Origin of the sequence: Bradyrhizobium sp. BWA-3-5, from assembly GCF_032917985.1 — a bacterium.
Taxonomy (GTDB): Bacteria; Pseudomonadota; Alphaproteobacteria; order Rhizobiales; family Xanthobacteraceae; genus Bradyrhizobium.
Genome location: NZ_CP136626.1, coordinates 5995290 through 6022177, shown reverse-complemented (window position 1 = coordinate 6022177; position 26888 = coordinate 5995290). Strand labels below are relative to the sequence as shown.

The 26888-nt window shown below is 63.8% G+C and carries 22 protein-coding genes; 12 read left to right on the top strand and 10 right to left on the bottom strand.

From position 1 onward, the window contains the following. Positions 1-55: 55 nt before the first annotated feature. From RX331_RS29000 to RX331_RS28965, 8 genes are all read left to right on the top strand, one after another. The gene (locus tag RX331_RS29000; protein ID WP_317253020.1) at positions 56-1459 is read left to right on the top strand and encodes a hypothetical protein; all 1404 of its coding nucleotides are present in this window, start codon (positions 56-58) and stop codon (positions 1457-1459) included. Then, positions 1456-2607 (top strand): Gfo/Idh/MocA family oxidoreductase, encoded by a 1152-nt coding sequence (locus tag RX331_RS28995; RefSeq protein ID WP_317253019.1) that lies wholly within the window; start codon positions 1456-1458, stop codon positions 2605-2607. Before RX331_RS29000 ends, RX331_RS28995 begins: the two co-directional genes overlap by 4 nt. A 12-nt stretch (positions 2608-2619) precedes the next feature. Next, entirely contained in the window at positions 2620-3813 is a 1194-nt protein-coding gene (locus tag RX331_RS28990; protein ID WP_317253018.1) for a dihydrodipicolinate synthase family protein, read from the top strand. Further along, positions 3813-4676, top strand: a complete 864-nt coding sequence (locus tag RX331_RS28985) for a sugar phosphate isomerase/epimerase family protein (RefSeq protein ID WP_317253017.1) — start codon at positions 3813-3815, stop codon at positions 4674-4676. The genes RX331_RS28990 and RX331_RS28985 overlap by 1 nt, the downstream gene beginning before the upstream one ends. A gap of 237 nt (positions 4677-4913) precedes the next feature. Continuing rightward, positions 4914-5204, top strand: coding sequence for a hypothetical protein (locus RX331_RS28980; protein ID WP_317253016.1), 291 nt, complete (start codon positions 4914-4916; stop codon positions 5202-5204). 203 nt (positions 5205-5407) lie between these two features. Beyond that, positions 5408-5788: a hypothetical protein gene (locus tag RX331_RS28975; protein ID WP_317253015.1), complete on the top strand. Its 381-nt coding sequence runs from the start codon at positions 5408-5410 to the stop codon at positions 5786-5788. A 124-nt stretch (positions 5789-5912) separates the two neighbouring features. Next, a complete protein-coding gene (locus RX331_RS28970) occupies positions 5913-7277 on the top strand; it encodes an MBOAT family O-acyltransferase (protein ID WP_317253014.1) in 1365 nt (454 codons plus the stop codon). A 42-nt stretch (positions 7278-7319) separates the two neighbouring features. After that, on the top strand, positions 7320-8204 hold the full coding sequence (locus RX331_RS28965; RefSeq protein WP_317253013.1) for a hypothetical protein: 885 nt from the start codon (positions 7320-7322) through the stop codon (positions 8202-8204). A gap of 38 nt (positions 8205-8242) precedes the next feature. On the opposite strand, the gene RX331_RS28960 is transcribed toward RX331_RS28965, so the two are convergent. The 3 genes from RX331_RS28960 to RX331_RS28950 all read right to left on the bottom strand — a co-directional run bounded on the left by RX331_RS28960 (position 8243) and on the right by RX331_RS28950 (position 11885). Then, positions 8243-8620 (bottom strand): c-type cytochrome, encoded by a 378-nt coding sequence (locus tag RX331_RS28960; protein ID WP_317253012.1) that lies wholly within the window; start codon positions 8618-8620, stop codon positions 8243-8245. A gap of 109 nt (positions 8621-8729) precedes the next feature. Further along, a complete protein-coding gene (locus RX331_RS28955) occupies positions 8730-10358 on the bottom strand; it encodes a Spy/CpxP family protein refolding chaperone (protein WP_317253011.1) in 1629 nt (542 codons plus the stop codon). A gap of 306 nt (positions 10359-10664) precedes the next feature. After that, positions 10665-11885 (bottom strand): cytochrome P450, encoded by a 1221-nt coding sequence (locus tag RX331_RS28950; RefSeq protein ID WP_317253010.1) that lies wholly within the window; start codon positions 11883-11885, stop codon positions 10665-10667. 313 nt (positions 11886-12198) lie between these two features. Here RX331_RS28950 and RX331_RS28945 point away from each other — a divergent pair, with 313 nt between their 5' ends. The 4 genes from RX331_RS28945 (at position 12199) to RX331_RS28930 (ending at position 18164) form a co-directional block, all read left to right on the top strand. Next, on the top strand, positions 12199-12900 hold the full coding sequence (locus RX331_RS28945) for a helix-turn-helix domain-containing protein (protein ID WP_317253009.1): 702 nt from the start codon (positions 12199-12201) through the stop codon (positions 12898-12900). A gap of 1 nt (position 12901) precedes the next feature. Continuing rightward, complete coding sequence (locus RX331_RS28940; protein ID WP_317253008.1) at positions 12902-14095, top strand: efflux RND transporter periplasmic adaptor subunit; 1194 nt, start codon at positions 12902-12904, stop codon at positions 14093-14095. 103 nt (positions 14096-14198) lie between these two features. Beyond that, positions 14199-17294: a MexW/MexI family multidrug efflux RND transporter permease subunit gene (locus RX331_RS28935; RefSeq protein WP_317253007.1), complete on the top strand. Its 3096-nt coding sequence runs from the start codon at positions 14199-14201 to the stop codon at positions 17292-17294. A gap of 126 nt (positions 17295-17420) precedes the next feature. Next, the gene (locus tag RX331_RS28930; RefSeq protein WP_317253006.1) at positions 17421-18164 is read left to right on the top strand and encodes a hypothetical protein; all 744 of its coding nucleotides are present in this window, start codon (positions 17421-17423) and stop codon (positions 18162-18164) included. 125 nt (positions 18165-18289) lie between these two features. On the opposite strand, the gene RX331_RS28925 is transcribed toward RX331_RS28930, so the two are convergent. From RX331_RS28925 to RX331_RS28895, 7 genes are all read right to left on the bottom strand, one after another. Beyond that, positions 18290-19177, bottom strand: coding sequence for an ABC transporter permease (locus RX331_RS28925; protein WP_317253005.1), 888 nt, complete (start codon positions 19175-19177; stop codon positions 18290-18292). Between the two features lie 3 nt (positions 19178-19180). Next, positions 19181-20122, bottom strand: coding sequence for an ABC transporter permease (locus RX331_RS28920; RefSeq protein ID WP_317253004.1), 942 nt, complete (start codon positions 20120-20122; stop codon positions 19181-19183). A 148-nt stretch (positions 20123-20270) separates the two neighbouring features. Continuing rightward, complete coding sequence (locus tag RX331_RS28915; protein ID WP_317253003.1) at positions 20271-21782, bottom strand: ABC transporter substrate-binding protein; 1512 nt, start codon at positions 21780-21782, stop codon at positions 20271-20273. Positions 21783-21813: 31 nt separating this feature from the next. Further along, complete coding sequence (locus RX331_RS28910; protein WP_317253002.1) at positions 21814-22914, bottom strand: dipeptide ABC transporter ATP-binding protein; 1101 nt, start codon at positions 22912-22914, stop codon at positions 21814-21816. A 160-nt stretch (positions 22915-23074) separates the two neighbouring features. Beyond that, positions 23075-24064, bottom strand: coding sequence for an ABC transporter ATP-binding protein (locus tag RX331_RS28905; protein WP_317253001.1), 990 nt, complete (start codon positions 24062-24064; stop codon positions 23075-23077). Continuing rightward, a complete protein-coding gene (locus RX331_RS28900) occupies positions 24061-24771 on the bottom strand; it encodes a DUF1028 domain-containing protein (RefSeq protein WP_317253000.1) in 711 nt (236 codons plus the stop codon). The genes RX331_RS28905 and RX331_RS28900 overlap by 4 nt, the downstream gene beginning before the upstream one ends. Before the next feature lie 229 nt (positions 24772-25000). Continuing rightward, the gene (locus RX331_RS28895) at positions 25001-26806 is read right to left on the bottom strand and encodes a gamma-glutamyltransferase family protein (protein WP_317252999.1); all 1806 of its coding nucleotides are present in this window, start codon (positions 26804-26806) and stop codon (positions 25001-25003) included. Positions 26807-26888 lie beyond the last annotated feature (82 nt).

Below are 26888 nucleotides of genomic sequence, written 5' to 3'. Positions count from 1 at the left end.
GCCCCTTACCCCGACCCTCTCCCCGCAAGAGCGAGCCGCGGGAGGAAAAGCGCCGATGCCGCCACGTCTAGCCATAAAGGACATCTCCCTTTTTGAACGGCAGGTCGCCTTCGCACGGCCGTTCCGGTTCGGCGCGGTCGTCATCAACGAGACGCCGCAGGCGTTCGTGCGGGTCGAGATCGAGGTGGAAGGCAAGGGCAGGGCGAAGGGCGCCAGCGCCGAGTTTCTGGTCGCCAAATGGTTCGACAAGCGGCCGCATCTGTCGCCTGAGGAGACCGTCGCGGAATTGCGCCGCTCGCTCTTGATCGCGCGCGAGCTATATCTGGCCCGGTCCGGCTTCGAGACCGCGTTCGGGCTGCACGCCGTCTGTATTGGTGCGCAAATCGAAGCCTGCGCCACCGAGGACATCCCGCCGCTGGCCGCCGCTTACGGTCCGGTTGAAATCGACAAGGCGATTCTGGATGCGCTGTTGCGCTGCACCGTGACCAACTTCTTCGACGGCATGGCGGCCAATATCGCCGGCATCGATGCACGCCTGTCGCGTGATCTCGGCGATGGCGACGTCACGCAGTTCCTCGCCGGCCGCAAGCGGCTGGAGCGCGTCGCCATCAGGCACACGGTCGGCATGGACGACAAGGTCGAAGGCGAGGGCGGTGTTGCCGATATCAAGGAAAATGCCGACGCGCGCTATTTCAAGCTCAAGCTCAACGGCGATCCCGTCCATGACGCCGACCGCCTGATCCGGATCGGCCGCGAGCTGGCCGCGTTGCCCCATGACTACCGCGTCACGCTCGACGCCAATGAGCAGTATGCGGATCTCGCGGCGCTAAGTGCGCTGGTCGAACGCCTTGACCATGACGCCGCGCTGCGGCCGATCGCGTCAAAACTGCTCTATATCGAACAGCCAATGCCGCGCGACGTCACGAAAGCATCGCCGCTCGGCGCACTGGCCCGGCGCGATTTCATTGTCGACGAGGCGGATGATTCCTACGACGCCTTCCCGATCGCGCGGGCGCTCGGCTATCGCGGCATCTCGTCAAAATCCTGCAAGGGCATCTACAAGTCGGTGATCAACGCGACGCGCGCCGCCAAGTGGAGCGCGGCAGGCGAAAAATGTTTCATCACCGGCGAGGACCTCACCTGCCAGGCCGGCCTTGCCGTGCAGCAGGATCTTGCGCTCGGCGCGCTGATCGGCGTCACCCATGCCGAGCGCAACGGCCACCATTACGTCGATGGCTTTGGCGACACGCCGGCCGCCGAGGGGGAAGCGTTTCTCGCAGGTCATCCCGATCTCTATACCCGCGACAACGGCAAGGTCCGACTCGCAATTCATGACGGCGATCTCCTGACGGAATCGCTGACGACACCGGGCTTCGCCACTTCAGTGCATCCGGACTGGTCCGCGATGTCGCCGCTTGCCGAGCCCATAGCCAAAAACTCCCTGGAGAAAGCAGTATGACGACCAAACGCCTCGGCCTGATCATGAACGGCGTGACCGGCCGGATGGGGCTCAACCAGCATTTGATCCGCTCCATCATCGCGATCCGCGACCAGGGCGGCGTGCTGCTCGGAAACGGCGATCGCATGCTGCCGGACCCGATCCTGATCGGCCGCGACGCCGAGAAGGTGGAGCGGCTTGCCAAGCGCTTCAACGTGGAACGCTGGTCGACCGACCTCGACAAGGCGCTTGCCGACAAGAACGACACGATCTTTTTCGACGCCGCCACGACGCAGGCCCGTCCCTCGTTGCTGACGAAAGCGATCGAGGCCGGCAAGCACGTCTATTGCGAGAAGCCGATCGCGACCAATCTCGAAGAAGCGGTCACGGTGCTGAAGCTCGCCAACGCCAGGGGCGTCAAGCACGGCACGGTGCAGGACAAGCTGTTCCTGCCGGGCCTGAAGAAGCTCGCCTTCCTGCGCGATTCCGGCTTCTTCGGCCGCATGCTCTCGGTGCGCGGCGAATTCGGCTATTGGGTGTTCGAAGGCGGCTGGCAGGAAGCGCAGCGGCCGTCGTGGAACTACAGCAGCGAGGACGGCGGCGGCATCATTCTCGACATGGTCTGCCACTGGCGTTACGTGCTCGACAATCTCTTCGGCGAGGTCGAGAGCATTAGCTGCCTCGGAACCACGGATATCCCCGAACGTTTCGACGAGAAGGGCAAGAAGTATACGGCGACCGCCGACGATTCGGCCTATGCCACCTTCCGCCTCAAGGGCGGCGTCATCGCGCATATCAACATGAGCTGGGTGACGCGCGTCTATCGCGACGACCTCGTGACCTTCCAGGTCGACGGCACCCATGGCTCGGCGGTGGCCGGCCTGACCGACTGTGTGATCCAGGCCCGCCAGGCGACACCGCGGCCGGTGTGGAATCCCGACGAGAAGCGCACCCATGATTTCTATGCCGACTGGCAGAAGGTTCCTGACAACGTCGTCTACGACAACGGCTTCAAGGAGCAGTGGGAGATGTTCATCCGCCACGTCTGCGAGGATGCGCCCTACAAGTTCACGCTGCTGGAAGGCGCCAAGGGCGTGCAGCTTGCCGAATGCGCGCTGCAGAGCTGGCGCGAGCGGCGCTGGATCGACGTTGCCCCGATCAAGGTGTGAGGAGGCCTAGGGATGAACAAGCCCGTCCTGCCGATGTCATCGCTGTCCCTGAAACTGCCGACCACGGACCGTTCGATCGAGACCTATCGTCTCGCCGCGTCGCGGACGTTTCCGGCGAAACTCGAGGGCACGCTGAACCGCGTGGCCTTCTCCGCGGCGCATACGGTCGCCGATCCAATGGCCGACAACGATCCCTGGCTCGGCGCCGCGATCGACTGGGACCGCACCATCGCGTTTCGCGAGCATGTCTGGGACCTCGGCCTTGGCGTCGCCGAGGCGATGGATACCGCGCAGCGCGGCATGGGCCTAGATTGGCTGACCTCGCTGGAATTGATCCAGCGCTCGGTGAGGGCCGCGAAGGCGAGGGGCAATGCGCTGGTGTTTTCGGGCGCCGGCACCGACCATCTCGCAGTGGAGGACGCCAAATCGATCGATGACGTGATCCGCGCCTATGAGGAGCAGATCGCGGCGGTCGAAAAGGCGGGCGGCCGGATCATCCTGATGGCTTCGCGCGCGCTGGCCAAGCTCGGCCGCAGCGCCGACGATTATGCCAAGGTCTATAACCGCGTGCTGTCGCAAGTAGTCGAACCCGTAATCATCCACTGGCTCGGCGACATGTTCGATCCGGCGTTGGCGGGCTATTGGGGGACTGATGATCTCGACAAGGCGATGGATACCGCGGTCGCCATCATCAACGCCAATGCGGCCAAGGTCGACGGCGTAAAGGTCTCACTGCTCGACAAGCAGCGCGAGATCGACATGCGCCGCCGCCTCGATCAGAACGTCAAGATGTATACCGGCGACGACTTCAACTATGCCGAACTGATCGCGGGCGACGCGAAGGGCTTTTCGCACGCACTGCTCGGCATCTTCGACGCCATCGCGCCGGCGGCCTCCTACGCGCTGTCGCGGCTCGCCGCCGGGGACGAGGCGGGCTTTCACGACGTGCTCGGGCCGACGGTGCCGCTGTCGCGCCACATCTTCCGGGCGCCGACGCGGTTCTACAAGACCGGCATCGTCTTCATGGCGTATCTCAACGGCCATCAGGATCATTTCACCATGGTCGGCGGGCAGGAGAGCACGCGCTCGACGCTGCATCTGGCCGAAGTATTTCGCCTCGCCGACAAGGCCGGGCTGCTCTCCAACCCTGAACTGGCGACACGGCGCATGAAGACGGTGCTGGCAACGCGCGGCATCGAACCCTGATGCGCGATTTCTCGAATGACCATCGCTGGCTATCGCTGAACACGGCGACGGTCCGCAAGCAGGGCGATCTCGTCGCCATCATTGACGCCTGTGCACGACACGGCATCCGCGCCATCGATCCCTGGCGCGACCAGGTGGCGGCCGTCGGCCTGGAATGCGCGGTGCGGGCCGTCCGCGATGCCGGGCTTGAATTGTCCGGCTACTGCCGCGGCGGCATGTTCACCGCTGACGCGGCGCACCGTATCGAGGCGCGCGACGACAATCGCCGCGCCGTCGATGAAGCAAAGGCGCTCGGCGCACCTTGCATCGTGCTCGTTGTCGGCGGCCTGCCGCAATATTCGCGCCCCGGAAGCGAAGTCTCGAAGGACATCGGTGCAGCGCGCACGCAGGTGCATGACGCCATCGCGGAGATGATGGAGTATGCGAAGCAGGCGAACATGCCGCTCGCGGTCGAGCCATTGCATCCGGCCTATGCCGCGGACCGCGCCTGCGTGAACACGACGAAGCAGGCGCTGGATATTTGCGATCAGCTCGATCCCAAACGCACCGGTGCGCTCGGCGTTGCGCTCGATGTCTATCACATCTGGTGGGATCCTGAATTGATGCCGCAGATCGCGCGCGCCGGAAAGGATCGCCTGCTCGCCTTTCACGTCTGCGACTGGCTGGTGCCGACAAAGGACCTCCTCAACGACCGCGGCATGATGGGTGACGGCGTCATCGAGATCAAATCCGTGCGCGCGGCGGTCGAGGCGCAGGGCTTTGCCGGCTATTCGGAGATCGAAATCTTCTCCAACGACTGGTGGGGAAGGCCGATGGACGATGTTTTACAGACCTGTATCGCGCGGCACCGCTCGGCGGTCTGAGGGCCGTCTGTCGAGGTCGCTTGTTGGCTGTCTCAATCGCGCACGCTGTTGTCTCGTATGTGAACTGCCGTGCGTCGTCTTTTCTGATAGCGTTACGCCGTGAGACAGCGCGCGGTTCCAGACTTAACCTTTTGCGCGGCTATTTAGATTAACAAAGGGTTACCGTTGCGCGCTCGAGAACTCCGGCGCTAGCTACGCCGCATGGAGAACGTTTCTCCGCGAGCGATGAGCGACACCATGAAAACTCTTTACGCAATTGCGGCCCTCGTTCTGCTGTCGTCGTCGGCACAGGCCTGGCAGGTCGTGGAGCGCTGCACCTACAGCAAGTTCTATGGCCGGGTCTGCACCACGTCCTATCTCGACGATCCGCCGCGCAGTGCCGCGCAGGAGCAGGACGACGAAAAGGCAAAACGCGCCGCCGTCGAAAAGTGGGAAGCGTTCTGCAAGCCGAAGCGCACCTACGATGAGGAAGGCGTCACCCGCCTGGTTTACGCCCGCAAGGGCTGCGAGTTCGGCCGCAGCGAATAAGCATTCGCCGTTCGCTCCTCGCAAGCGGCGAGGAGCACTCCCGTGCCTCCGGGCGCGGTGATTGCGGCAGCCTTGCTGCATCCGAAAAACAGCTAAATCTTTATCGACTAAATTGCGATCCGGTTAGTCACGCCGCTTTACGGCGCCTCAATGCTTGTCCGTCATTGCTGACGTAAAGACATTCTTTTCAAGAGGCAGGGTCAATGCGCGTCTTCATCGCAATCTCGATTCTCGTCGCTTCGGTCTCGTCGGCGTCAGCGCAATTCGCGATGGACCACGGCCACGCGGCGGACGCCGCCGCGGCCGCTCGCGCGGCGAAGGCTGCAGCGGATGCCAAGGCCGCGGCCACCGCCTCCAGCGCGCCGCTACTTCCTAGCCAGCAAACCAATTTCTATGTCGGCGGCGGCGGCATTGTGAAGATTGCACCCCGGACCGCCGAAGAGCTGAAGGCCGATGAAGCCGCCCAGGCCGCCTGGAGGGAACGCTGCCGGCCGACCGTGGTGGAAGACCGCGAGGGCCTGCGGCGGGTGAGATATGCCGAACGGGACTGCGATCTTTCCCGCTTCAACACCGCCGGTAATTAGAGCTCCCTGACACCGCCCAAACTCGCGGCGTTCCGGCCGCCGTCCGCCGGGATTGGCCGCCCGGTTCCGGCTATGCCCTTCCGAACCGAAATGCTAGAGCTTCCCCGACATCCGATGGGGCGGCGTGACCTTCACATCCTGGCAGTTCGGCGTCTTCGTCGCGCTCGTGTTCGCGGCTTACTATTTGCCGACGCTGCGGAGTTTTCAGGTCCAGTTGCTGGTGTTCGCCAGCCTGTTCTTCTACGGATTCGGCCAGCCGGAATTGCTCGCGCTATTGGCCGTTGCGGTTTTCGGGACCTATCTCTTCCTGGTCCTCGCCTTGCGAAACCGCCGGATCTGGCTGCCGGTCGGCATCGTCTTCAATCTCGCGCTGCTCGCCTTCTTTAAATACAAGTTCCTGTTTCTCGATCCGGCGGCCCCCCGCCTGACCGATTTCGCGCCGCTCGATCTCCTTTTGGAGCTGCCGCTGCCGGTCGGCATTTCGTTCTTCGTCTTCCACAATATCAGCCTGCTGGTGGATCTCACCCGGCAGAAGGCGGCGCCGCCGACGCTGACCGGCGTCTTCCTCTACATCATCTTCTTTCCGCAACTCGTGTCGGGACCGATCACGCGTGCGGAAATGTTCATGCCGCAGATCAAGCCGAAATATCTTGCGGACATTCCGTTCGTCGAGGCCGCGAAATGGATCCTCGCCGGTTTTTTCTTCAAGCTCTATGTGGCCAACAATCTCAACGAGATGACGTCTTACATGAGTTTCCCGCTCTACGAGACGCTGCAGACCCAGGATCGCTGGCTGCTGGTTTTCCTTTACAGCTATCAGATTTACGCTGACTTCTTCGGCTATTCGGCGATAGCGCTCGGCCTCGGCCTGTTGTTCGGCTATCGCCTGCCGGTGAACTTCAATCTTCCCTACATCTCGGCCTCGTTCTCCGAATTCTGGACCCGCTGGCATATCTCGCTCTCGACCTGGCTGCGCACCTATCTCTACATCCCGCTCGGCGGCAACCGCCACAGCATCTGGCGGACCTATCTGAACCTGATGATCGTGATGGGGCTCGGCGGTCTGTGGCATGGCGCCGGCCTCAGCTATCTGGCGTGGGGATTGATGCACGGCCTGTTGCTGGTGCTCGAACGTCCCGTGCTGGCGCGGCTGGGTTCGATCGACCTTGCGGCGTTCAGGGTGGCGCGCATGACCCTCGTCTTTGTCTGCGTCACCATGCTCTGGATTTTCTTCAAGCTGCCGAACTTCGACCATGCGGTCGGCTATTTCGCCGGCATGTTCGCGCCGACCACGAATCCCAATCCGACAAAGCTGTTCTACAGCCTGGCGCTGCTCTATTCGCTGCCGGTCATGATCCAGCATCTAGGCTTTCGCCCGCTGTCGCAGGGACGGCTGCGCTGGGCCGAGCCCTATCTCTACGGCTCGATGGCCGCGCTGATGGTTCTGGAAGCCGGTCCCGAAACGTCGTTCATCTATTTTCAGTTCTAGGGCATGATCCGGAAAAGCGGGAACCAGTTTTCCGAAAAGATCATGCAAAACGTGTCTGCTGTTCGGTGGTTGGCAAAATTCGCGATTGGCGCGGCAATGGTGTTGATCGCCTGCGGCTTTGCGACCGCGCGTTTCGGCAGCGGGCTGCAGCTGCCGGCCACCACGACGCGGGACGGCACGCTGATCACCCTGAGCCGCTACTTGCGCGTGCCCGTGCCCGACGTCGTGCTGGTGGGCAGCTCGATCGCATTCCGCCTCAAGGAAGAATATTTTGCAACGCCGAGGCTGCGGAATCTGGCGCTGGCCGGAGGCTCGCCGGTTACCGGGCTGGAAATCGTTGCCGGCCAGCCGCACCTTCCGGCCATCATTCTGGTCGAGGCCAACGTGCTCGCCCGCCCGGTTGATGCCGCGCTGGTCGAGCGTTATTCACGCGGCGATTCCGAGCCGTGGTTCTTTCGCCCCATCAGGGCGGCCGTTGCCGCCTATGAGCAGCGGCTTCACGCCCCGCTTACACACGAACAGGTCGCGGTCAATCTGCGCCGACTGGCCGGGCAGCCGCCGAGCGATTTCGACAACCGGGTCTATGTGGATCGGGCGCTGCAACAGTTCGAAGGGGAAGATCCGACGGATGTGGCGCAGTCCAATGCGAAACGGGTTGCGGAGCTGATCCGTACGGTGGAGCAGCGCGGCGCACGGGTATTTCTGTTCGAGCTTCCCTATTCGGAGCCGATCGAAGGTTCGCGATATGCCGCGACCACGCGGGAGATTGCTCACGCCGCGTTTCCGGATTCAAACAGGTGGCTATCGATCGAGGTGAACCGGGGAGAGCTGCGCTGGGCGGACGCCGTTCATCTCGACGAGCGCTCGGCGGTCCTCGTGAGCCAGGCAATGGAACGCGCGTTGGCCTTGGTGCGTGGCGTGAAGTAGCAGCCCGTCCTCGTCTGCCGCTATTCGAGGCCGCACCACTATCGCGCCTGGGCTAGGAAGGCGATGATCTTCTTTCTGTCCTCACTAGAGGAGAGGCCGCCATACGGCTTCATGTTGTTGCCGGGCACGACCTCCTCGGGGTTGGCGATGAAGCGGTCGAGCTTCTCCTCATCCCAGACGAAGCCGGCTTCCTTCATCGCGCTGGAGAAGGCGTATTCCGGCAGCGATCCTGCTTTCCGTCCGATAACCTTGTGCAGGTTGGGACCGAGCCGGTTGTCACCCTCGCGCATGATGTGACAGGTTCGGCAGGCATTATTGAAAGCCTGTTGCCCCGAGGCATCCTCTGCGTTCGAGGCTTGCGGCAGCGCGGATGGCGATGAAAGCACGAACGCCATTCCGCTCAACGCGCCCGTCATGAACATCCTTTTCCAAGAGTGTGCAGCTCGGTCTCGTTGGCCGGAAGATGGCCGTGCGGCCTGCTTCACAAAGTGCCATTTCCTCATTCGATCCTCACATTAGGTGGGTTCAGGGGCCCGCGACCCGCCGCATCGTATTGAACCGCGCTTTCTGTTCGCTGCTCAACGTGGCATAGAACGCGTCCAGCGATTCCTGTACCCAATCGGCTGCCTCCAGCATGGCCTTGAGCCGCTGCTCCATCGCCTCCAGCCGCCCGATCGGCGTAAGCGGCACTTCGTCCGGGCAGGCACTCTGCAGCCCTGCAACCGCCTTCCTGGTCACCTCGCTCAAGCGGTCAAGCGCCTCCTTTTGCCCGCCCGCCGGCCGTACGACAGCCTCGATCCGTTCGATCGGTAGTTGGGTCAGGCTGGACTTCGGATCGCCGCAGCGCTCGGCTTGCGCGTTCGCTTCCTGCTGCGGCGGCTGCTGCGAGCGGTCACCGATGTTCGGGCCAAGCGCGTTGAAACGCGCCTTCTGTTCGTCGTTCAGCGAATTATAGAACTGCTCAAGTGCCGGCCGCACGATCCTGACAGCCTCAAGCGTTGCGCGAATGCGTTCCGTCATCGCGCGCAAGCGGCCGGGCGGCGTCATCGGATAGGAATCGGCGCAGGAATCCTTGAAAGCATTGGCGGCCTTTGCCGCGGCGGCTTTCAGTTCATCGAGCAGGGCGCGCTGCTCGGGCGTCGGCTGCACGGCGCGCGTGATCGAGGCAATCGGCCAGGAGGTCACACCCTCGTCAGGCGAGCTGCACAATTCCCGCAATGTCTGTCGGCTCGCGCTTGGACGCGTCCGCCTTTGATAATCGGTGATAGCCGCGCCAGGCTCCGGATATCTGGCGTAGGCGGAATAGGGACTGTCGGCACCCCAGAACACCGTATCAACGAAGTCGTCATAGGCGTAGGCCCAGTAGCCGGGGTCATATGCATAGGGCCAGAAGGTGTAGCTGAAGATGTCGGAATAGGCGTAGGGCCAGAACACCGGCCCGAGCCAGGCTACAAAGGCTGCGCGATGACCGCGTCGCCAGGCGTGGCGGGGCGCCCAGGCGTTCTCCCGCGCCGTCAGTGCAACTCGGGCCTGCATGGCGTCATTGCTGCGGAACTGCGCGGAGAAACGTCCGCGGGCCGCCGCCTGTGCGGCGGCAGAGGCGGAGCGTTCAGCCGAAGGCTGCGGCCCCAGCCGTTGCAGGCGCGCCTGATCGCTTTGCAGCATGCGTTGCTCGCGCTGCAGCCGGCGGTTCTCGGTCTGCAGCAATCGCTGCTGCGCGCGTTGCGCCCGCAGGCCTTCCGGCTTCTGCGTCTGCAATTGCTGAACACGCTGCTGCATGCGCTCGATACGGCTCTGCCGCTCCGTGCTCTGGCGCGTCAGCATGCCGCGCTGCCGCTCCTGCACGACTTGGCGGCGTTCCTCGATGCGTTGTGCACGCTGCTGCGCACGTGTTTCAATTTGTTCGCCTCGCGATAGCCGCGCGGCCGGGGGCGGCGCGCCCTGACGCGATGGTGCGGCGATGTGCGGCTCGGGACGTCGCGCCATGGCCGGCCGCTGCGGCGGTGCGGCACGATGGATCTCGGGACGCGGCGCAACAATGCGCGGCGCGGCGGGCCGCGACGGTGCGGCGATACGTGGCGCCGCATGCGGGGCCATCGCCGGACGCTGCATCGGCGGAGCCGCACGGAACATCGGCGCGGCCGGTCGCGCCATCGCTGGAGGCGCTGCTGGACGTGCCATCGCGGGCGGCGCCGCTGGGCGCGCCATGGCAGGTGGTGGTCCCGCCGGTCGGGCTGCTGGCGCAGGTCCGCCGCCTGCGCCGTGGCCTCTTCCCAGTTGAGCATACGAACTGGTGCTTACCGCAATCGCGGAGACACCAAGAAAAATCGCTGCAAGGCGAACACCGCGCGGAAGCATGATCGCAACTCCCTCGTGCTTCGTCGCCCGGGAATGTCAACGCGCAGGTATAGGAATCGTTCACGATTTTACGATGCGGGGCTGGTGCAATTCGTCACAGTGCTAACTGACCCTGCAGGGCACACTCAAATAGCCGCGGAAGCGCACCCGGCCGCCGCGCACCGGCTCGCCGTCGAGCGCATAGTCCGGAAAGCGCGCAAGAAAGCGCGAGATCGCAATCGCGCCCTCGAGCCGAGCCAGCGCCATCCCTGCGCATTGATGGGCACCAGTGCCGAACGCCAGATGCCGGTTCGGCGTGCGGCCGATATCGAAACGTTCAGGGTCGGCGAACTGCGCGGGGTCGCGGTTGGCGGCGCCGATGCACAGCGTCACGCCCGTGCCCGCGGCCATCGCGATTCCGCCGAGTTCGAACGGCTCGACGGTCATGCGGTTGCCGAGCTGGTTGGAGCTCTCGAACCGCAGCATTTCCTCGACCGCGGTCTTGATCAACGCAGGGTCCTCGATCAAGCGCCGCTTCTCGTCCGGATGGTTCGATAGTGTCACCAGGCCATTTCCGATCAGGTTGGTGGTGGTCTCGTGCCCCGCGTTGAGCAGGAAGATGCAGTTGTGCAGTAGCTCCTTCTCGGTCAGCCGCTCGCCATTGTCCTCGCCCTGGATGAGCCGCGTCAGCACGTCGCGGTCGGGATTGCCGGGCTTGGCCCGCCGCCCCGCCACCAGCTCTTCTAGATAGCTGAGAAAATCCTGCACCGCCTTGTTGCCACGGGCGAAGGCTTCCGGGCCGATCACCGGCTCCAGCGCGCCGAGGATCGCCAGCGACCAGTCGCGCAACGGCTCGCGCTCGTCCTGCGGCACGTCGAGCAGGTTGCCGATCACCTCGATCGGGATCGCCGCGGCGAAATCGTCGATCAGGTCCACCTTGCCCTTGGCGGCAATGGCGTCGAGCAGGCGATCGACCAGGCGGACCAGATCGGGCTCCATGCCGGCGATGGCGCGCGGGGAGAGCGCGCCCATGATCAGCCGCCGGACGCGTGTATGCGCGGGGGGATCGTTGAAGACGAGGCTCGTGGTGTGGTGCTCGTAGAGCAGGGAGGCGCCGTATTTCGGCGAGAACTCCTTCTTCTTGTCCGACGAGAACACCTTGGTGTTCTTGTAGGCCGCGACCAGGTCGTCATAGCGGGTCAGGAAATAAGAGCCGTTCGGCAGCCGCTTGACGGGCTCGGTCTCGCGCAGCGCGCGATAGGTCGGGTAGGGGTTGGCGTAGAACGCCGGCGTCAGCTTTTCGAGGTCGAAGGTCGCCGCCAGTTCGCGCGCTTCTAAAGCCATGGCTCGTCAGATGTTTTGGAGAACGACGTCCTTGCGACCGATAATTAGTCGCAGATGCAACTATCTTAGATTCTGAGGGCGCGTCAAGCCGGCACGACGCCGGCAGGCCTATGCCCGATGGGCGCTTTGCTGGGCGCGCTGGGGTTGCGGCGGATTTAGAATAAGCCTGAAGATGAGCGCCCTATTCTCGAAAAAATCGTGGCCAAACAAGATGATGAGGTTGTGGCTTTAACGTCACCCCCGCAACAGAATCCGCTGGGTGCGCTGCAATAGATCCTTGACTTCGTCAAGGTGAGTAATTACTCACGCGCCCATGTCTAGCCTGCGTATGACCAGTGACTTGCGGCGCCAATTGATCCTGAGCGCCGCCAAGCGATGCTTCGCCCGCAACGGCTTTGCCGGCACCACGACCAAGAGCGTGGCGGCCGCCGCGGCCATTTCCGAAGGACTGTTGTTCAAGCACTTCCCATCCAAGGCCGCGCTCTATGCCGAGATCCTGGCGGAGGAGTGCGAGGCCGATCCGGATTTCGCAAACCTGCTCGGCCAGGAGCCTTCAACTGCCACACTGGTTGAACTCGTCAAGGGCATGGTCGGCCACTTCATTGCAGTGTCCGACGGCTCGGATCAGGAGGAAGCGCAGCGCCTGCGGCTGATGACGACGAGCCATCTCGACGACGGCGAGTTTGCGCGGCTGCTCTATGACAAGATCGGCGGCCTGATCGGGCCGGTGTTCAAAGCGTCGATCGAACGCGCGGTTGCGACCGGCGATGCGGTGCGGATCGGCAGCGATCCACTCAACCTGTTCTGGTTCGCGCACCATACCGTGCTGATGGCGGCGCTGACGCGGCTTCCCGCCGTGCCCTGTCTTTCCTACGGCAACGCCGCCGATCTGGAACGGCAGCTTACCCAATTCATCCTGCGCGGCATCGGACTTAGCGAGACCGCAATTGCTTCTCATCTGGACGGCGAGCTGTCACCGACCCCGGGACAATCGGTAACTGCAGAAAGTGCATGACATGAATATCGTGACTGAACCCAAACTTTCGGGCAAGCCGATTAGCGAGAAGCCGCACAAGCGGCCGGTCAAGCTGGTCCGCTGGTTCCTCATCGTTGGAACGCTGCTGGGCCTGATTGTCGGCGTGCTGGTGTTCTTCAAGTTCGTCTTTCTACCCAATCTGTTCAAGCAGATCTTCAGCAAGGCACCGCCGCCGATCAGCGTCAATGTCGCCGCGGCAAAATCCGAAACCCTTCCGAATCTCCTGACTGCGGTCGGCGATCTCGCCGCCGTGCATCAGGTCAACGTGACTTCCGACGTCAATGGCCGCATCACCGACATCCTGTTCAAGGCGGGCGCCGCCGTGAAAGAGGGTACGCCGCTGGTGCAGCTGTTCGACGGACCCGAGCAGGGCGATCTCGCCAACTACAAGGCGCAACAGCGCGTGGCGCAGATTTCGCTCGATCGTGCCAAGCAGCTGGCCGAGCGCCAGGTCGGCCCGCAAGCGACGGTGGACAACGCCCAGGCCGTCTTCGACCAGGCCAGCGCCGGCATCGCCAAGACCGAAGCAATCATCTCGCAGAAGCTGGTGCGGGCGCCGTTCGATGGCGAGCTCGGCGTTCGCAAGGTCGAGGTCGGACAATACCTGACCGCCGGGACGCAGATCGTCTCGTTGACCGACCTGTCGATGCTCTATGCGAACTTCACGGTGACGGAAAAGGACTCCGGCCAGCTCAAGGTCGGCCAGATCGTTCGCATCGCGGTCGATGCCTATCCGGGCCGCACCTTCGATGGCAAGATCACCACGATCGAGCCGCAGATCGCGACCGAAACGCGCAACATTCGCGTGCAGGCGACGATCCAGAACCCGGACAAGATCCTCAAGCCCGGCATGTTCGCGACCACCACGGTGGTGCTACCGGACAAGCCGCCCGTCATCACCGTGCCGGAAACCGCGGTCGACTACACGCTCTATGGTGACTCGGTCTACCTCCTTACCGAGAAGAAGGCCGACGACGGCAAGACCAGCCTCACGGTGACGCGGACCTTCGTGCAGACCGGCAACCGCGTGGATGGACGGGCCGAAATCCTGAAGGGCTTGAAGGAGGGCGACCGCGTCGTGGCCGTCGGCCAGCTCAAGCTGCAGTCGGGCGCCGCAGTGGAGATCTCGAACGATCCAGTGCCGCCGGTTCCGGCGAAGCCGCCGCGCTACTGACGGACGATTGCGCGGCGATGGCCGCGCTGGCGAGAAAAGACGGGCGGCGGTCCTGATGATGGGACCGCGCCCGGAATGCTGAACTCAGCGGGATAATTCTGCGATGGTCTTAACTGATATTTTCATCAAGCGTCCGGTCCTGTCGATCGTCGTCAGCCTGCTGATCCTCCTGATCGGTCTGCGGGCCGCCAGCGTGTTGCCGATCCGGCAATATCCAAAACTGTCGAACACAGTGGTCAACGTCACCACGGTTTATCCCGGCGCATCGGCCAACCTGATCCAGGGCTTTATCACCACCCCGATCGAGCAGGCGGTCGCCTCGGCCGAGGGCGTCGATTACATCACCTCGTCCTCCGTGCAGGGCACCAGCACGATCCAGGTTTACATCAAGCTGAATTTCGATCCGAACCAGGCGCTCACCGAAGTGCTCGCCAAGGTGAACTCGGTCCGGTACCTGATCCCAAAGGAATCAAACGATCCGATCGTGACCAAGACCACCGGCCAGACCACGGCCGTGATGTATCTCGGTTTCTCCAGCGACGAGCTGTCCGGCTCGGCGATCTCGGATTACCTCACCCGCGTGGTGCAGCCGGTGTTGTCGACCGTCGACGGCGTGGCGTCGGCAGATATTCTCGGCGGGCAAACCTTCGCGATGCGGCTCTGGCTCGATCCGGTCAAGATGGCAGGCCGCGGCGTCTCGCCGAGCGACGTTTCGCAGGCGATTGCCGCCAATAACTTCCAGGCTGCGGCCGGTCAGGCCAAGGGTTACTTCATCGTCTCGAACATTCAGACGAATACCGATCTGCGCAACCTCGAGCAGTTCAAGAAGATGATCGTCAAGTCCAAGGACGGCGGCTTCGTACGAATCGAGGATGTCGCAACCGTCGAGCTTGCCGCTCAGAGCTCGGATGCGAGCGTCGCCTTCAGCGGCGAGCGCGCCATCTTCATCGGCGTGCAGGCGACGCCGCAAGGCAACCCGCTGACGCTGGTCAAGGGCGTCCGCGCGCTGATGCCGGAGATCGAACGCAACCTGCCGCCGTCGATGAAGATGAAGGTGGCCTACGACTCCACCAAGTTCATTCAGTCGTCGATCGACGAGGTGAAGAACACGCTGATCGAGGCCGTAGGAATCGTCGTGGTCGTGATCTTCCTGTTCCTGGCCTCGCTCCGTTCGGTCATCATTCCCGTGGTGACGATTCCGCTGTCGCTGATCGGCGTCTGCAGCCTGATGCTGGCCCTCGGCTTCAGCTTCAACCTGCTGACGCTGCTGGCAATGGTGCTGGCGATCGGCCTCGTCGTCGACGACGCCATTGTGGTCGTCGAGAACATTCACCGCCATCTGGAGGAGGGCAAGACGCCCGTGCAGGCGTCGCTGCAGGGTGCGCGCGAAATTGTCGGCCCGGTCATTTCGATGACGATCACGCTAGCGGCGGTGTATGCGCCGATCGGCTTCCTCGGCGGCCTGACCGGCTCGCTGTTCCGCGAATTTGCCTTCACGCTTGCAGGTTCGGTGATCGTGTCCGGCGTGATCGCGCTGACGCTGTCGCCGATGATGTGCTCGGTGCTGCTCAAAAGCGCCGATGAGGGACGCTTTGCCAGGCTGGTCAACCGCGTGTTCGGCGCGATGACCCGCTGGTACGGCCGCCAGCTCGACCGCTCGCTCGATTATCGGCCGGTCACCTTCCTGTTCGCGGTGACGATGCTCGGCCTGGTTGGCTTTCTCTACATGAACACCGCCAAGGAGCTGGCGCCCGAGGAGGACCAGGGCATCGTGTTCTCGGTGACCAAGGCGCCGAAATACGCCAATATCGATTATGTCGACTTCTACGGCGACAAGCTCGACAAGGCGTTTGCCAAATTCCCCGAAACCGATCTGCGCTTCGTCCTGAACGGCATCAACGGGCCGCAGGGCGGCATCGCGGGCATGCTGCTAAAACCCTGGGAAGAGCGCAAGCGCTCCTCGATCAAGCTGAAGCCGCTAGTGCAGGCAGAAATCAGCAAGATTGAGGGCGTGCAAGCGTTCGCGTTCAACCTGCCGCCGCTGCCGGGCGGGCCGGGTGGCCTGCCGATCCAGATGGTGATCAATTCGACCGCCGGCTTCCAGGCCGTTTATGAACAGATGGAGAAACTGAAGGACGCCGCGCGCAAGAGCGGCCTGTTCATCGTGTCCGACAGCGATCTCCAGTTCAACCAGCCGGTGGTGCGCGTCTCCGTCGACCGTTCCAAGGCCAGCGACCTCGGCATCAACATGGCGCAGGTCGGTGCCACCCTGCAGACGCTCCTGGGCGGCAACTACGTCAATCGCTTCAATCTCGAAGGGCGCTCCTACCAGGTGATCCCGCAGGTGCCGCGCGAAAAACGGCTGTCGCCGGAATCGCTTGGCGGCTACTACGTTCCGACCAACACCGGACAACTGGTGCCGCTGTCGACCATCGTGTCGATCGAGACCGCCACCGATCCGAACTCGCTCACGCACTACAACCAGCTCAACTCCGCCACCTTCTCGGCGGTGCCGATGCCTGGCGTGACGGTCGGGCAGGCGGTCGACTTCCTCGAGGGCGAAGCGAAGAAGCTGCCGACCGGCTTCGGTCATGACTATCTGGCCGACTCCCGCCAATATGTACAGGAAGGTAATCAGCTCGCGATCACCTTCGGCTTCGCGCTGATCATCATCTTCCTGGTGCTGGCGGCGCAATTCGAAAGCCTTCGGGATCCGCTGGTGATCATGATCAGCGTGCCCATGGCGATCGTCGGCGCGCTGTTCCCGCTGTTCTTCGGTGTGGCGACCATCAATATCTACACCCAGGTCGGGCTGTTGACGCTGGTCGGCCTGATCACCAAGCACGGCATCCTGATGGTGGAGTTCGCCAACGAACTGCAGCTTAAGGAAGGTCTCGACAAGCGCTCGGCGATCGAGATGGCGGCCCGCATCCGGCTGCGTCCGATCCTGATGACGACGGCGGCGATGGTCACGGGCCTGATCCCGCTGTTGACGGCGTCCGGCGCCGGCGCCGCCAGCCGCTTCTCGATCGGCCTCGTCGTCGTCGCGGGCATGTCGATCGGTACGCTGTTCACGCTGTTCGTGCTGCCGGCGGTCTATGTCTGGATGGCCACCGACCACCAGGCCCATGCAAGCTCGCAGCGCACCAAGGAGATCGCCGATTTCGATCTCGGCAATAAGGCGTTGAAGCCGACCTGAGTGCTCACCTCAGGAAGAAGCGCCGACGGCGGCAGCGGAACATCGCTGCCGCCGTTTTTCATGTTGCGCGCCCCGCGACGCGGCCGGTTCCCCATGCTAGAAAGAAAGAAAAAGCAGGGAGCCACCATGACGAGCGACTTTTCCGCTGGCAACTACCGCTTCATCCCGGCCGTGTTCCAGTATTCCGGCGGCGTTGCGGCCAGTCCGGGGTTCGAGATCGAACGCGTGCGTTTCGACAGGCCGGTGCCGCTGGCCGAAGGCTTTGCGCGGATCGCGAAATACATTCACGCCGCGGGCCGTCCGTTGACCTCGTTTTGCGCCTGCGAGTTGCGATCGCCCGCCGCGTTCACTGACGAGGGCTTTCGCAATTTCAACCTGCACTACGTCAAGACGCTGGCGGAGTGGGGCATCTATGACGGCACGACCAATCCGGTGGCGCGCAGCAACGTCTGCCCGGAGATCGATCCGCCGGCCGAACCGTCATTCTACGCTTTTTCCTTCACCCGGCCGGGGCAGGGTACTGGGCCGAGCTTCGTGATTGCCGGCAGCGGCGAGTCGCAGGAAGGCAATGCGAGCTACGCCGAACGTACGGTGCGCTACCGCGATATCAGCCTGGACGGCATTGCCGAGAAGGTCCGTTATGTGGCCGGCGTGATGGAGCGGCGGATGAGCGAATTCGGCTTCGGCTGGAAGGATGCGACCGCGGTACAAACCTACACCATTCACGATTTCCACCACGTCTTCGCCGACGCGCTGGTCCGCCGCGGCGCAGCGCGCGGCGGACTGACCTGGCATTTCGCCCGGCCGCCGGTGATTGATCTGGAATACGAGATGGATTGCAGGAGGGTCCAGCGGGAGCTGGTGGTTTAGATTCTGCCACGAGCGGGCTTGCTGCTTCTTGGTCATCGCGAGGAGCGCAGCGACGAAGCAATCCATCTGTCCCCGTGCGGAGAGATGGATTGCTTCGCTTCGCTCGCAATGACGGCTTCCAGCGCTTACCTTTCCCTTGGATCCAGCGCATCGCGCAGACCGTCGCCAACCAGGTTGAACGACAGCACGACCAGGAAGATCGCCAGCCCCGGCCAGACCGCCATCCAGGGCGCGTTGGTCAAAAAGCGCTGCGCGGCGTTGAGCATGCTGCCCCAGGACGGCGCGGGCGGCTGTTGACCGAGGCCAAGGAAGGACAGCGCGGCCTCGGCGATGATCGCGGCGGCGATCGACAGCGTCGCCTGCACCAACAGCGCCGGCATGATGTTCGGCAGGATGTGAAACAGCGCGATGCGCCAGCGTGGATTGCCCATGGCGCGCGCCGCCTCGACGTAATCCTCGACCTTGACGCTCATCACCTGGCCGCGGGTCAACCGCACGAAGATCGGCGTCGCCGAGATGCCAATCGCAATCATCGCGTTGCCGAGGCTTGGCCCCAGGAACGCAGCCAGCGCGATCGCGAGGATCAGGAACGGGCAGGCCAGCATCGCATCGGTGATGCGGCTGATCAGCGCGTCGATGAAGCCGCCGCGGTAGCCCGACAACAGGCCGAGCGGCACCCCGATCGACAGCGCGATCCCGACCGAGATGGCGCCCGCCAGCAGCGAAGCGCGCGCGCCATAGATTACGCGCGCCAGGATGTCGCGGCCGAGCTCGTCGGTGCCGAACCAGTGCAGGGCGGACGGCGGCTTGCGCACCAGCGACCAGCTGGTGGCGATCGGCTCATAGGGCGAGATCAGCGGCGCAAACAGCGCGAGCAGCGCGAAGGTTGCGATCACGACGAGGCCTGCCACCGCGCCCTTGCGCTTGAACAGCCGGCGCAATGCGCGCCGCGCCGGGCTCTCGAGTTCGTCGGAGGCGGCAGCGGGCAATGCATTGAGGGCGGCGTCGGTCATGGCCTACGACCTCAGCCGCGGGTTGACGAGGACATAGGCGATGTCGGCAATCAGGTTGAGCGTGATGTAGATCGTCGCCGTCGTCAGCACCACGCCCTGCACGACCGCATAGTCGCGGTTGAAGACGGCATCGACGATCAGCTTGCCGAAGCCGGGAATCGAAAAGATCTGCTCGGTCAGCACGGCACCGGACAGCAGCGTGCCCAACTCAAGCGCGCCCAGCGTAATGACGGGCGTCAGCGCGTTGCGCATGGCATGCTTGAGGATGACCGAGCGCTCCAGCAGGCCCTTGGCACGGGCGGTGCGGACGTAATCACTTTCCAGCACCTGCAGCATGGCGCTGCGGGTATGCCGCATCAGGATCGCGGCAATGGCATTGCCGAGCACGAAAGCCGGCATGATGGTGGAGGCGATACTGGCGCGAAAATTTTCGGTCGGCGGCACGTAACCGGAGGCCGGCAGCCAACCGAGCTGGATCGAGAACAGGAAGATCAGCAAGATCCCCAGCCAGAAATTCGGCGTCGAGATGCCCCATAGCGCAAAGAAATTGGCGCCATAATCCCAGACCGTGCCCTTCTTCACTGCGGACACGATGCCGGCCGGAATGCCGATCAGGAAGGCGATGATAATCGCCATCGACGCCAGCTGAAGCGTCACCGGCAGCTTCTGCGCGATCAGTTCGCGCACCGGGACCTTGTTGCGCAGGGACTCGCCGAAATCGCCCGACAGCACGCCCTTGACCCAGTAGATATATTGTATCGGCACCGGCTGATCGAGCCGGTACTGCTGGCGGATCTGGGCGATCACCTCGGGATCGCGTTCCTCGCCGGCCATCACCAGTGCCGGATCGCCGGGCAGCAATTGCTGCAGCGAGAAGATCAAGACCGACACGAAGAACAGTGTCGGGATGAGCTGTACGATCCGGCGCGCGAGGAAGTTCAGCATGGCGCTATCCGTGTCCCGGGCGCGGTGCAGCGCGAAGTGTTGCCCCGCAGAACCGGGACCCATGTCGCAAAGGAAGCAGGTCCCGGCTCGGCATTGCACCGCTGTCGCGCTGCAATGCGTCCGGGACATGAGAGCATGTCCGCGGCTCTCACTTCAGCTTCAACCCGACCACGCGCACCAACCCGTCAGGCATTTGCTTGTAACCCTCGAGCTTGGTCGTGTGCGCGATCAGGATACGGCGGTGATAGATGTAGAGGAGCGGCTGGTCATCCAGCGTGGACTTGGCAAGCTTCTCGTAGATCGCCTTGCGCTGCGCCAGCTCGGTGACGAGCCGGGCATCGTCCAGTGCTTTATCAGCTTCCGCATTGCTCCAGGCGCTGTAATTCTGCGGCGCACCGGTCTTAAGGAAAACGTAGGAATTGCCGTCGGGATCGATCCGGCCGCTCCACGCCAGCATAAAGGCCTGGTACTCGCCGGCTTCGGCCTGCTTCAGCGAGGTCGCAAACTCCGTGACCCTGATCTTCATGTCGAAGCCGGCCTCTGATGCCATCGATTGCACGACTTGGGCGACCGCTTCGGTCTCCGCCCCCTTCGGTACCATGAAATCGACCGTCACCGGCGGCGAGACGCCGGCCTCCTTCAGCAATGCCTTGGCCTTCGTAACGTCGCGCCCTCGGATGGGAAAAGCCTTCTGGTAATAAGGATGATCCGGATTGACCCACTGATTGCCCGGTTTGAACTCGCCGTTGAACACCACCTGGTTGATGGCTTCGCGATCCAGCGAAAGATCGAGCGCCTGACGCACCTTGGCGGACTGGCTGAGCGGCCCCTTGGCCTTGTCCTTGCCGATGTTCAGCGTGATGCCCTGATAACCGAGTTCGATCGCTGTCGAAAGCTTGAGCCGTGAATCGGCGCGAACGTCCTTGATGTCGGTGGCGAGCACGCGCTCGATCAGGTCCAGTCCGCCGGATTTCAGGTTGGCCAGCCGAACCGTGGCGTCGACGATCGGGAGGAACACGATGCGATCGATGAAGACATTCTCCTTGTTCCAATAGTCGGTGAACTTCTCGAATACCATCCGGTCCTGCTGGACGCGCTCGACAAATTTGTAAGGTCCGGCGCACACGGGACGCAGGCCGAACTTGTCACCGGCGTCTTTAGCCGCTTTCGGGGAGACCATCATCCCGGCACGGTCGGTGAGCTGCGCGATCAGCGGCGAGAACGGCGCCTTCAGCACGAGCTTGATGGTGAGAGGATCGACCACATCGACACGGTCAACGCTGGCAAGCTCTGGCTTGCGGAACGAACCGGACATGGTGAGATGACGATCGATCGAATATTTGGCGGCTTCCGCGTTGAACTCCTCGCCGTCGTGAAACTTGACGCCCGGCCGGAGCTTGATGGTGACTTCCTTGCCGTCAGTCGAAGTCTCATGGCTCAGCGCGAGCTGCGGCACGATGTTGAGCTTTTCGTCGATGTCGAACAGCTTGTCGCAGAACGAGGCGAATACGATGCGGCCGACATAGGTGCGCGCCATGGTCGGGTCGAGGATGTCAGGATCCTCGGCGAGCCCGATCCGCAGCGTCGTCTCGGCCTGGGCGGTTAGTGGAAGCGACAGCAGCAGCGCTGCCGCGGTGACTGCCAGACGAAAGATCTTCATTGCTGCCATCCTCTGTCTACGGTTACATCGACTATGGCCGTATTCCTGATTGATCAACCCCGCCGCGGCCTGCACCTTCCGCGCCGCCGCTGAAAGCGGCGACCAATTTTTCCAGCACCGGTGAAAAGCCGCCATCGGCGGGAACGATGGCTTCGGCCGGCGGCAGTTCGGCAGTGCGATGACACGCTGTCGCGTGTGCCGTGCCGTCAGTGAGCAACGGCGGAACTTCGGTGCGGCAACGCGCGATGACGTAGGGGCAGCGGGTGTGGAAGCGGCAGCCGGCGGGCGGATGGAGCGCGCTCGGCATCTCGCCCTCCAGTACGATGCGGCTGCGCTTGGCCTGCGGCTTCGGCACGGGAATGGCCGACAGCAGCGCGCGGCTATAGGGATGGCGCGGTGCGGCGAACAGGCTTTCGGCATCCGCCGTCTCGACGATGCCGCCGAGATTCATCACGGCAACGCGGTCGGCGATGTGCTTGACGACCGCGAGGTCATGGGAAACGAAGATGTAGGCGAGGCCGAGCCGATCCTGCAGATCGCGCAGCAGATTGAGGATTTGCGAACGGATCGAGACGTCGAGTGCCGATACCGGCTCGTCGCAGATGATCAGCTTCGGCTCGACGGCGAGCGCCCGGGCGATCGCGATGCGCTGGCGCTGGCCGCCGGAAAATTCATGCGGATAGCGGCGGGCGAAGCGCGGCTCGAGCCCGACCAGCCGCAATATCTCCTCGACCCGCTCGCGGCGCCGCGCCGCCGGCACCAGATCATGCAGTGCCAGCGGCTCGGTCAGGATCTGGCTCACCGTCATGCGCGGGTTGAGCGAGGCGTAGGGATCCTGGAAAATGATCTGGGCATTGCGGCGGAACGCGCGCAATTCGTTGGCGTTGAGCGTGCCGAGATCGCGCCCCTCGAAGCGAACGGTGCCCGCATCGGGTTCGATCAGCCGCAGCACCAGACGGCTCACGGTGGATTTGCCGCAGCCGGACTCGCCAACCAGCGCCAGCGTCTTGCCGGCTTCGACCGTGAAGCTGACGCCATCGACCGCCTTGACGTAGGCGGTCGGCCGGCCGAGCACCGAGCGCGCGGCGACGAAATGCTTCACCAGGCCTTCGACTTCGAGCAGCGCGGTCATTGATGACGCCTCTCGTGTCCCGGGCGCAGCGCAGCGCGAAGCGATGCGCTGCAGAACCGGGATCCATCGTGCCGCGGACCAATAGTAGGCCCCGGTTCAGCAGTGCTCCACTGCGCTTCGCTTGCGCTGCACTGCGCCCGGCGAGCGGAGATGAGCGCGGTCATGACACCAGCTTTTCCAGCGGAGCGCGGATGCAGCGCGAGGCATGACCGTCTGTCACCATTGCCAGCGGCGGTCGCGCGGCCGTGCAGGGCTCGACGACAAAGGGACAGCGCGCGGCGAAGCGGCAGCCGGCGGGCGGGTTCGCCATGTTAGGCACCATGCCCTCGATCGTTGCCAGATGCGCGGTGCGGCGATCGAGCCGCGGGATCGAGCCGAGCAGGCCGACCGTGTAGGGATGCTGCGGGTTGGCGAAAAGTTCATCGACCGGCGCGCGCTCGACGATTTCGCCGGCATACATTACCGCGACCTCGTCGCAGACTTCGGCGACCACGCCGAGATCATGGGTGATCAGGATGATCGCGGCGCCCGAGGCCGCCTTCAATTCACGCATCAGGTCGAGGATCTGCGCCTGCAGGGTGACGTCGAGCGCGGTAGTCGGCTCGTCCGCGATCAGAAGGCGCGGGTCGCAGGCCAGCGCCATCGCGATCATCACGCGCTGGCGCATGCCGCCGGAAAGCTTGTGCGGATATTCGTCGATCCGCTTGTCGGGCGAGGGGATGTGGACGCGGCGCAGCAGCTCGATCGTCCGCTCGCGCGCCTGCCGCCGCGATCCGCCGCGATGGCGCAGGACGGTCTCGACGATCTGGTCGCCGATGGTGAAGCTCGGATTGAGCGAGGTCATCGGTTCCTGGAAGATCATCGCGAGCCGATTGCCGCGGAGATCGCGCAGCGTGTCGTCGGGGACATCGAGCAAGTCAAAGCCGTCGAAGCGGATCGAGCCGGAGACCTCGGCCGACTGCTTCGACAATAACCCCATGATCGCGAGCGAGGTCACGCTCTTGCCGCAGCCGGATTCGCCGACGAGGCCGAGCGTCGCGCCATTGGCGACGCTGAGGTCGACGCTGTCGACCGCATGCGTGGTACGGCCGTCATCGCCATGGAAGAGCACGCGCAGGCCCTCGATCTCGATCAGCGAGCCCGCGGTCATGCCTTGCCCGTCGTCGCCGCTTCGAGGCGCGCGTCGATGACCGCGCGGTCGGTGATCCCGGCCGGATTCTTGCGTGTCGGCAGGAAGGGACGGAAATGCACCCAGCGCTCGCGGCTCACCTGTTCGAGCCGTTCAAGTTCGGCTAGCGGATCGGTGTGGTCGTCGACGCGCAGGTCGAGCTCGGACCATTCCTCCTCGCCGTGGATCAACAGCGCCGCCGATTGCTTGCCGCGCCTGTCGCCGCCGGCGGCTTCGCCCGCTTTCATTGCGGCGATCAGCCGTTGCGCAAAGGGCAGGGAGGCGTTGGCGGTGTAGGCTTTTGCGGTGTCGCCGAGCACGGCGGGACCCGCCAGCATGTTGCCGGCAAGCGAAAAGCCGTCGCCCTGCATGTGGCCGCACCAGTCGATGCATTCCTTGCCGGTATGCGCGGCGATGCGGCCCTTGCTATCCATGACGTGGAGCTGTCGGGCCTCGCGGCCATCATCGACGGCGAGCAGCTTATCGATCACCTCGCGTGGGCTGCGGCCTTCGCGCAGCAGCTTCACACCGTCGATGCCGTAGTAGGGATTGACCAGCGCCTGGGTCGCGATGCCGCCGATGCCAGGCGCAATATGCGGCACGCGCGCACCGACCGCGAAGAATCTGGTCGCAACCGCGATGCCGATCTGGCCGGTTGCGGGATCGCGGGCGATGATCGACCAGGTCATCTCAGGCCTTCGGACGTGCTTCTCCCTCTCCCCGCTCTTCGCGGGGAGAGGGTCGGGGTGAGGGGCTATTTCGGCGAAGACGGCTTCTAGTGAGTTTGCGGAGACTCCCCCTCACCCGGAATTCAAGCTTTGCTTGAATTCCGACCTCTCCCCGCGAGCGGGGCGAGGTTGAAACCGGGGTAGATCCTGCGATTTGATGAGAACTCACCATCATCTAGAACTCATGCGCTTACCGGCCCGCTGCGTAGCCTTGCATGCCCCTGGGATTGGCGGCGGCGCGGCGGCGGCGGCCGACCCGGGAGGCGGCGGTGAGGCGTCCCTCGGACCATTCGGGGCCGATCTCGACGACATGGCCGCGGCTCTTCAGCGTATCGACCGTCGCCTTCGGCACGCGGCTTTCGAGCACCAGCACGCCGGGACGTGCGGTACGTGGCCAGAACGAGATCGGGAAATGTTCGGAGTGCCACGCCGGCGCGTCGATCGCTTCCTGCAGGTTCAATTTGGCGTGGACGTGCCGCAGGAAGAACTGCGTGGTCCATTGATCCTGCTGGTCGCCGCCGGGCGAACCCCAGGCCATGTAGGGCTCGCCGTCGCGCAGGGCAATGGTCGGCGAGAGCGTGGTGCGCGGACGCTTGCCGGGCGCCAGCGCCGCGGGATGATCCTCTTCCAGCCAGAACATCTGCGCGCGGCTGCCGAGGCAGAAGCCGAGCTCGGGGATGACCGGGGAGGATTGCAGCCAGCCGCCGGACGGCGTCGCCGAGACCATGTTGCCGGCCTGGTCGATGATGTCGAAATGCACGGTGTCGCCGCGCACCTCGCCGAACCGGCCGACGGTCGGCTCGCCCGCGCCCATGGCGCCGACCGCTTCGCGGTGGCCGTCGGCGCGGCGCAATTTGACGACCGAGCCAAAACCTTCCACGGATCCCGGGATGAAATCGAGCGAGGCCTTGTCTCTGGAGATCAGCTTGCGGCGCTCGTCGTTATAGGCATCCGACAGCAAGGTCGCGATCGGGATGTCGGTGAATTTGGGGTCGCCATAAAACTTCTCGCGGTCGGCGAAGGCGAGTTTGGCGCATTCGATCTGCAGATGGATGAAGTCAGGGCCGGCCGGATCGAGCCCGTCGAGTTCAAAACCTTTCAGTAGCGCGAGCTGCTGCAGCATCACCGGACCCTGGCTCCAGACGCCGGGCTTGCAGACCGTGTAGCGCCCATAATCGTAAGTCAGCGGCGCCTCGACGGTCGGCTGCCAGCGCGCCATGTCGTCGGCGGAGAGCACGCCGCGATGCGGTGAGCCGGAGACGTCCATTACGTCCTGGGTGCGGCAGAATTTGTCGATCGCCTCCGCCACAAAACCCTGCGACCAGGATTTGCGCGCGCGTTCGATCTGCGCGAGGCGGTCGCCGCCGTCGCTTTCCGCCTCGTTGAGGATGCGGGCGTAGGTTTCCGATAGCTTTTGGTTGGTGAACAGCGTACCGGGCCTCGGCACCTCGTTGTTCGGCAAATAGACGGCGGCGGACGTCGTCCAGTGCTTGCGGAATAATTGCTCGACCACCTGAATGGTGGCGGAGGCGCGCTCGACCAGCGGATAGCCGTCGCGGGCATAGGCGATCGCCGGCTCCAGCACGTCGCGCAGTCGCATCGTGCCGTAGTCGCGGAGCAGCAGCATCCAGGATTCGAACGTGCCGGGCACGCAGGCCGCGAGCAGGCCGGTGCCGGGCACCATTTCGAGGCCTTCGCTCTTGTAATGCCCAATCGTCGCCTTCGCGGGCGCCGGTCCCTGGCCGCAGATCACTTCGGTACGGCCGCGTTTGACGTCGTGCACAATGATCGGCACGTCGCCTCCGGGCCCGTTCAGATGCGGCTCGACCACCTGCAGCGTGAAAGCGGTGGCAACCCCGGCATCGAAGGCGTTGCCGCCCTTTTCCAGGATGCTCATGCCGACGGCGGTCGCGATCCAGTGGGTGGAGGTGACGACGCCAAAGGTGCCTTCGATTTCCGGCCTCGTGGTGAAGGGATCGGGATTGATGTTGCTCATGGCCGTCCAATGCCGGGTTGGTATCGCGATGCTGGCGCACTTGACCACAGCCGGGGCTGGATGCCAACCGCTGGGATGCCAC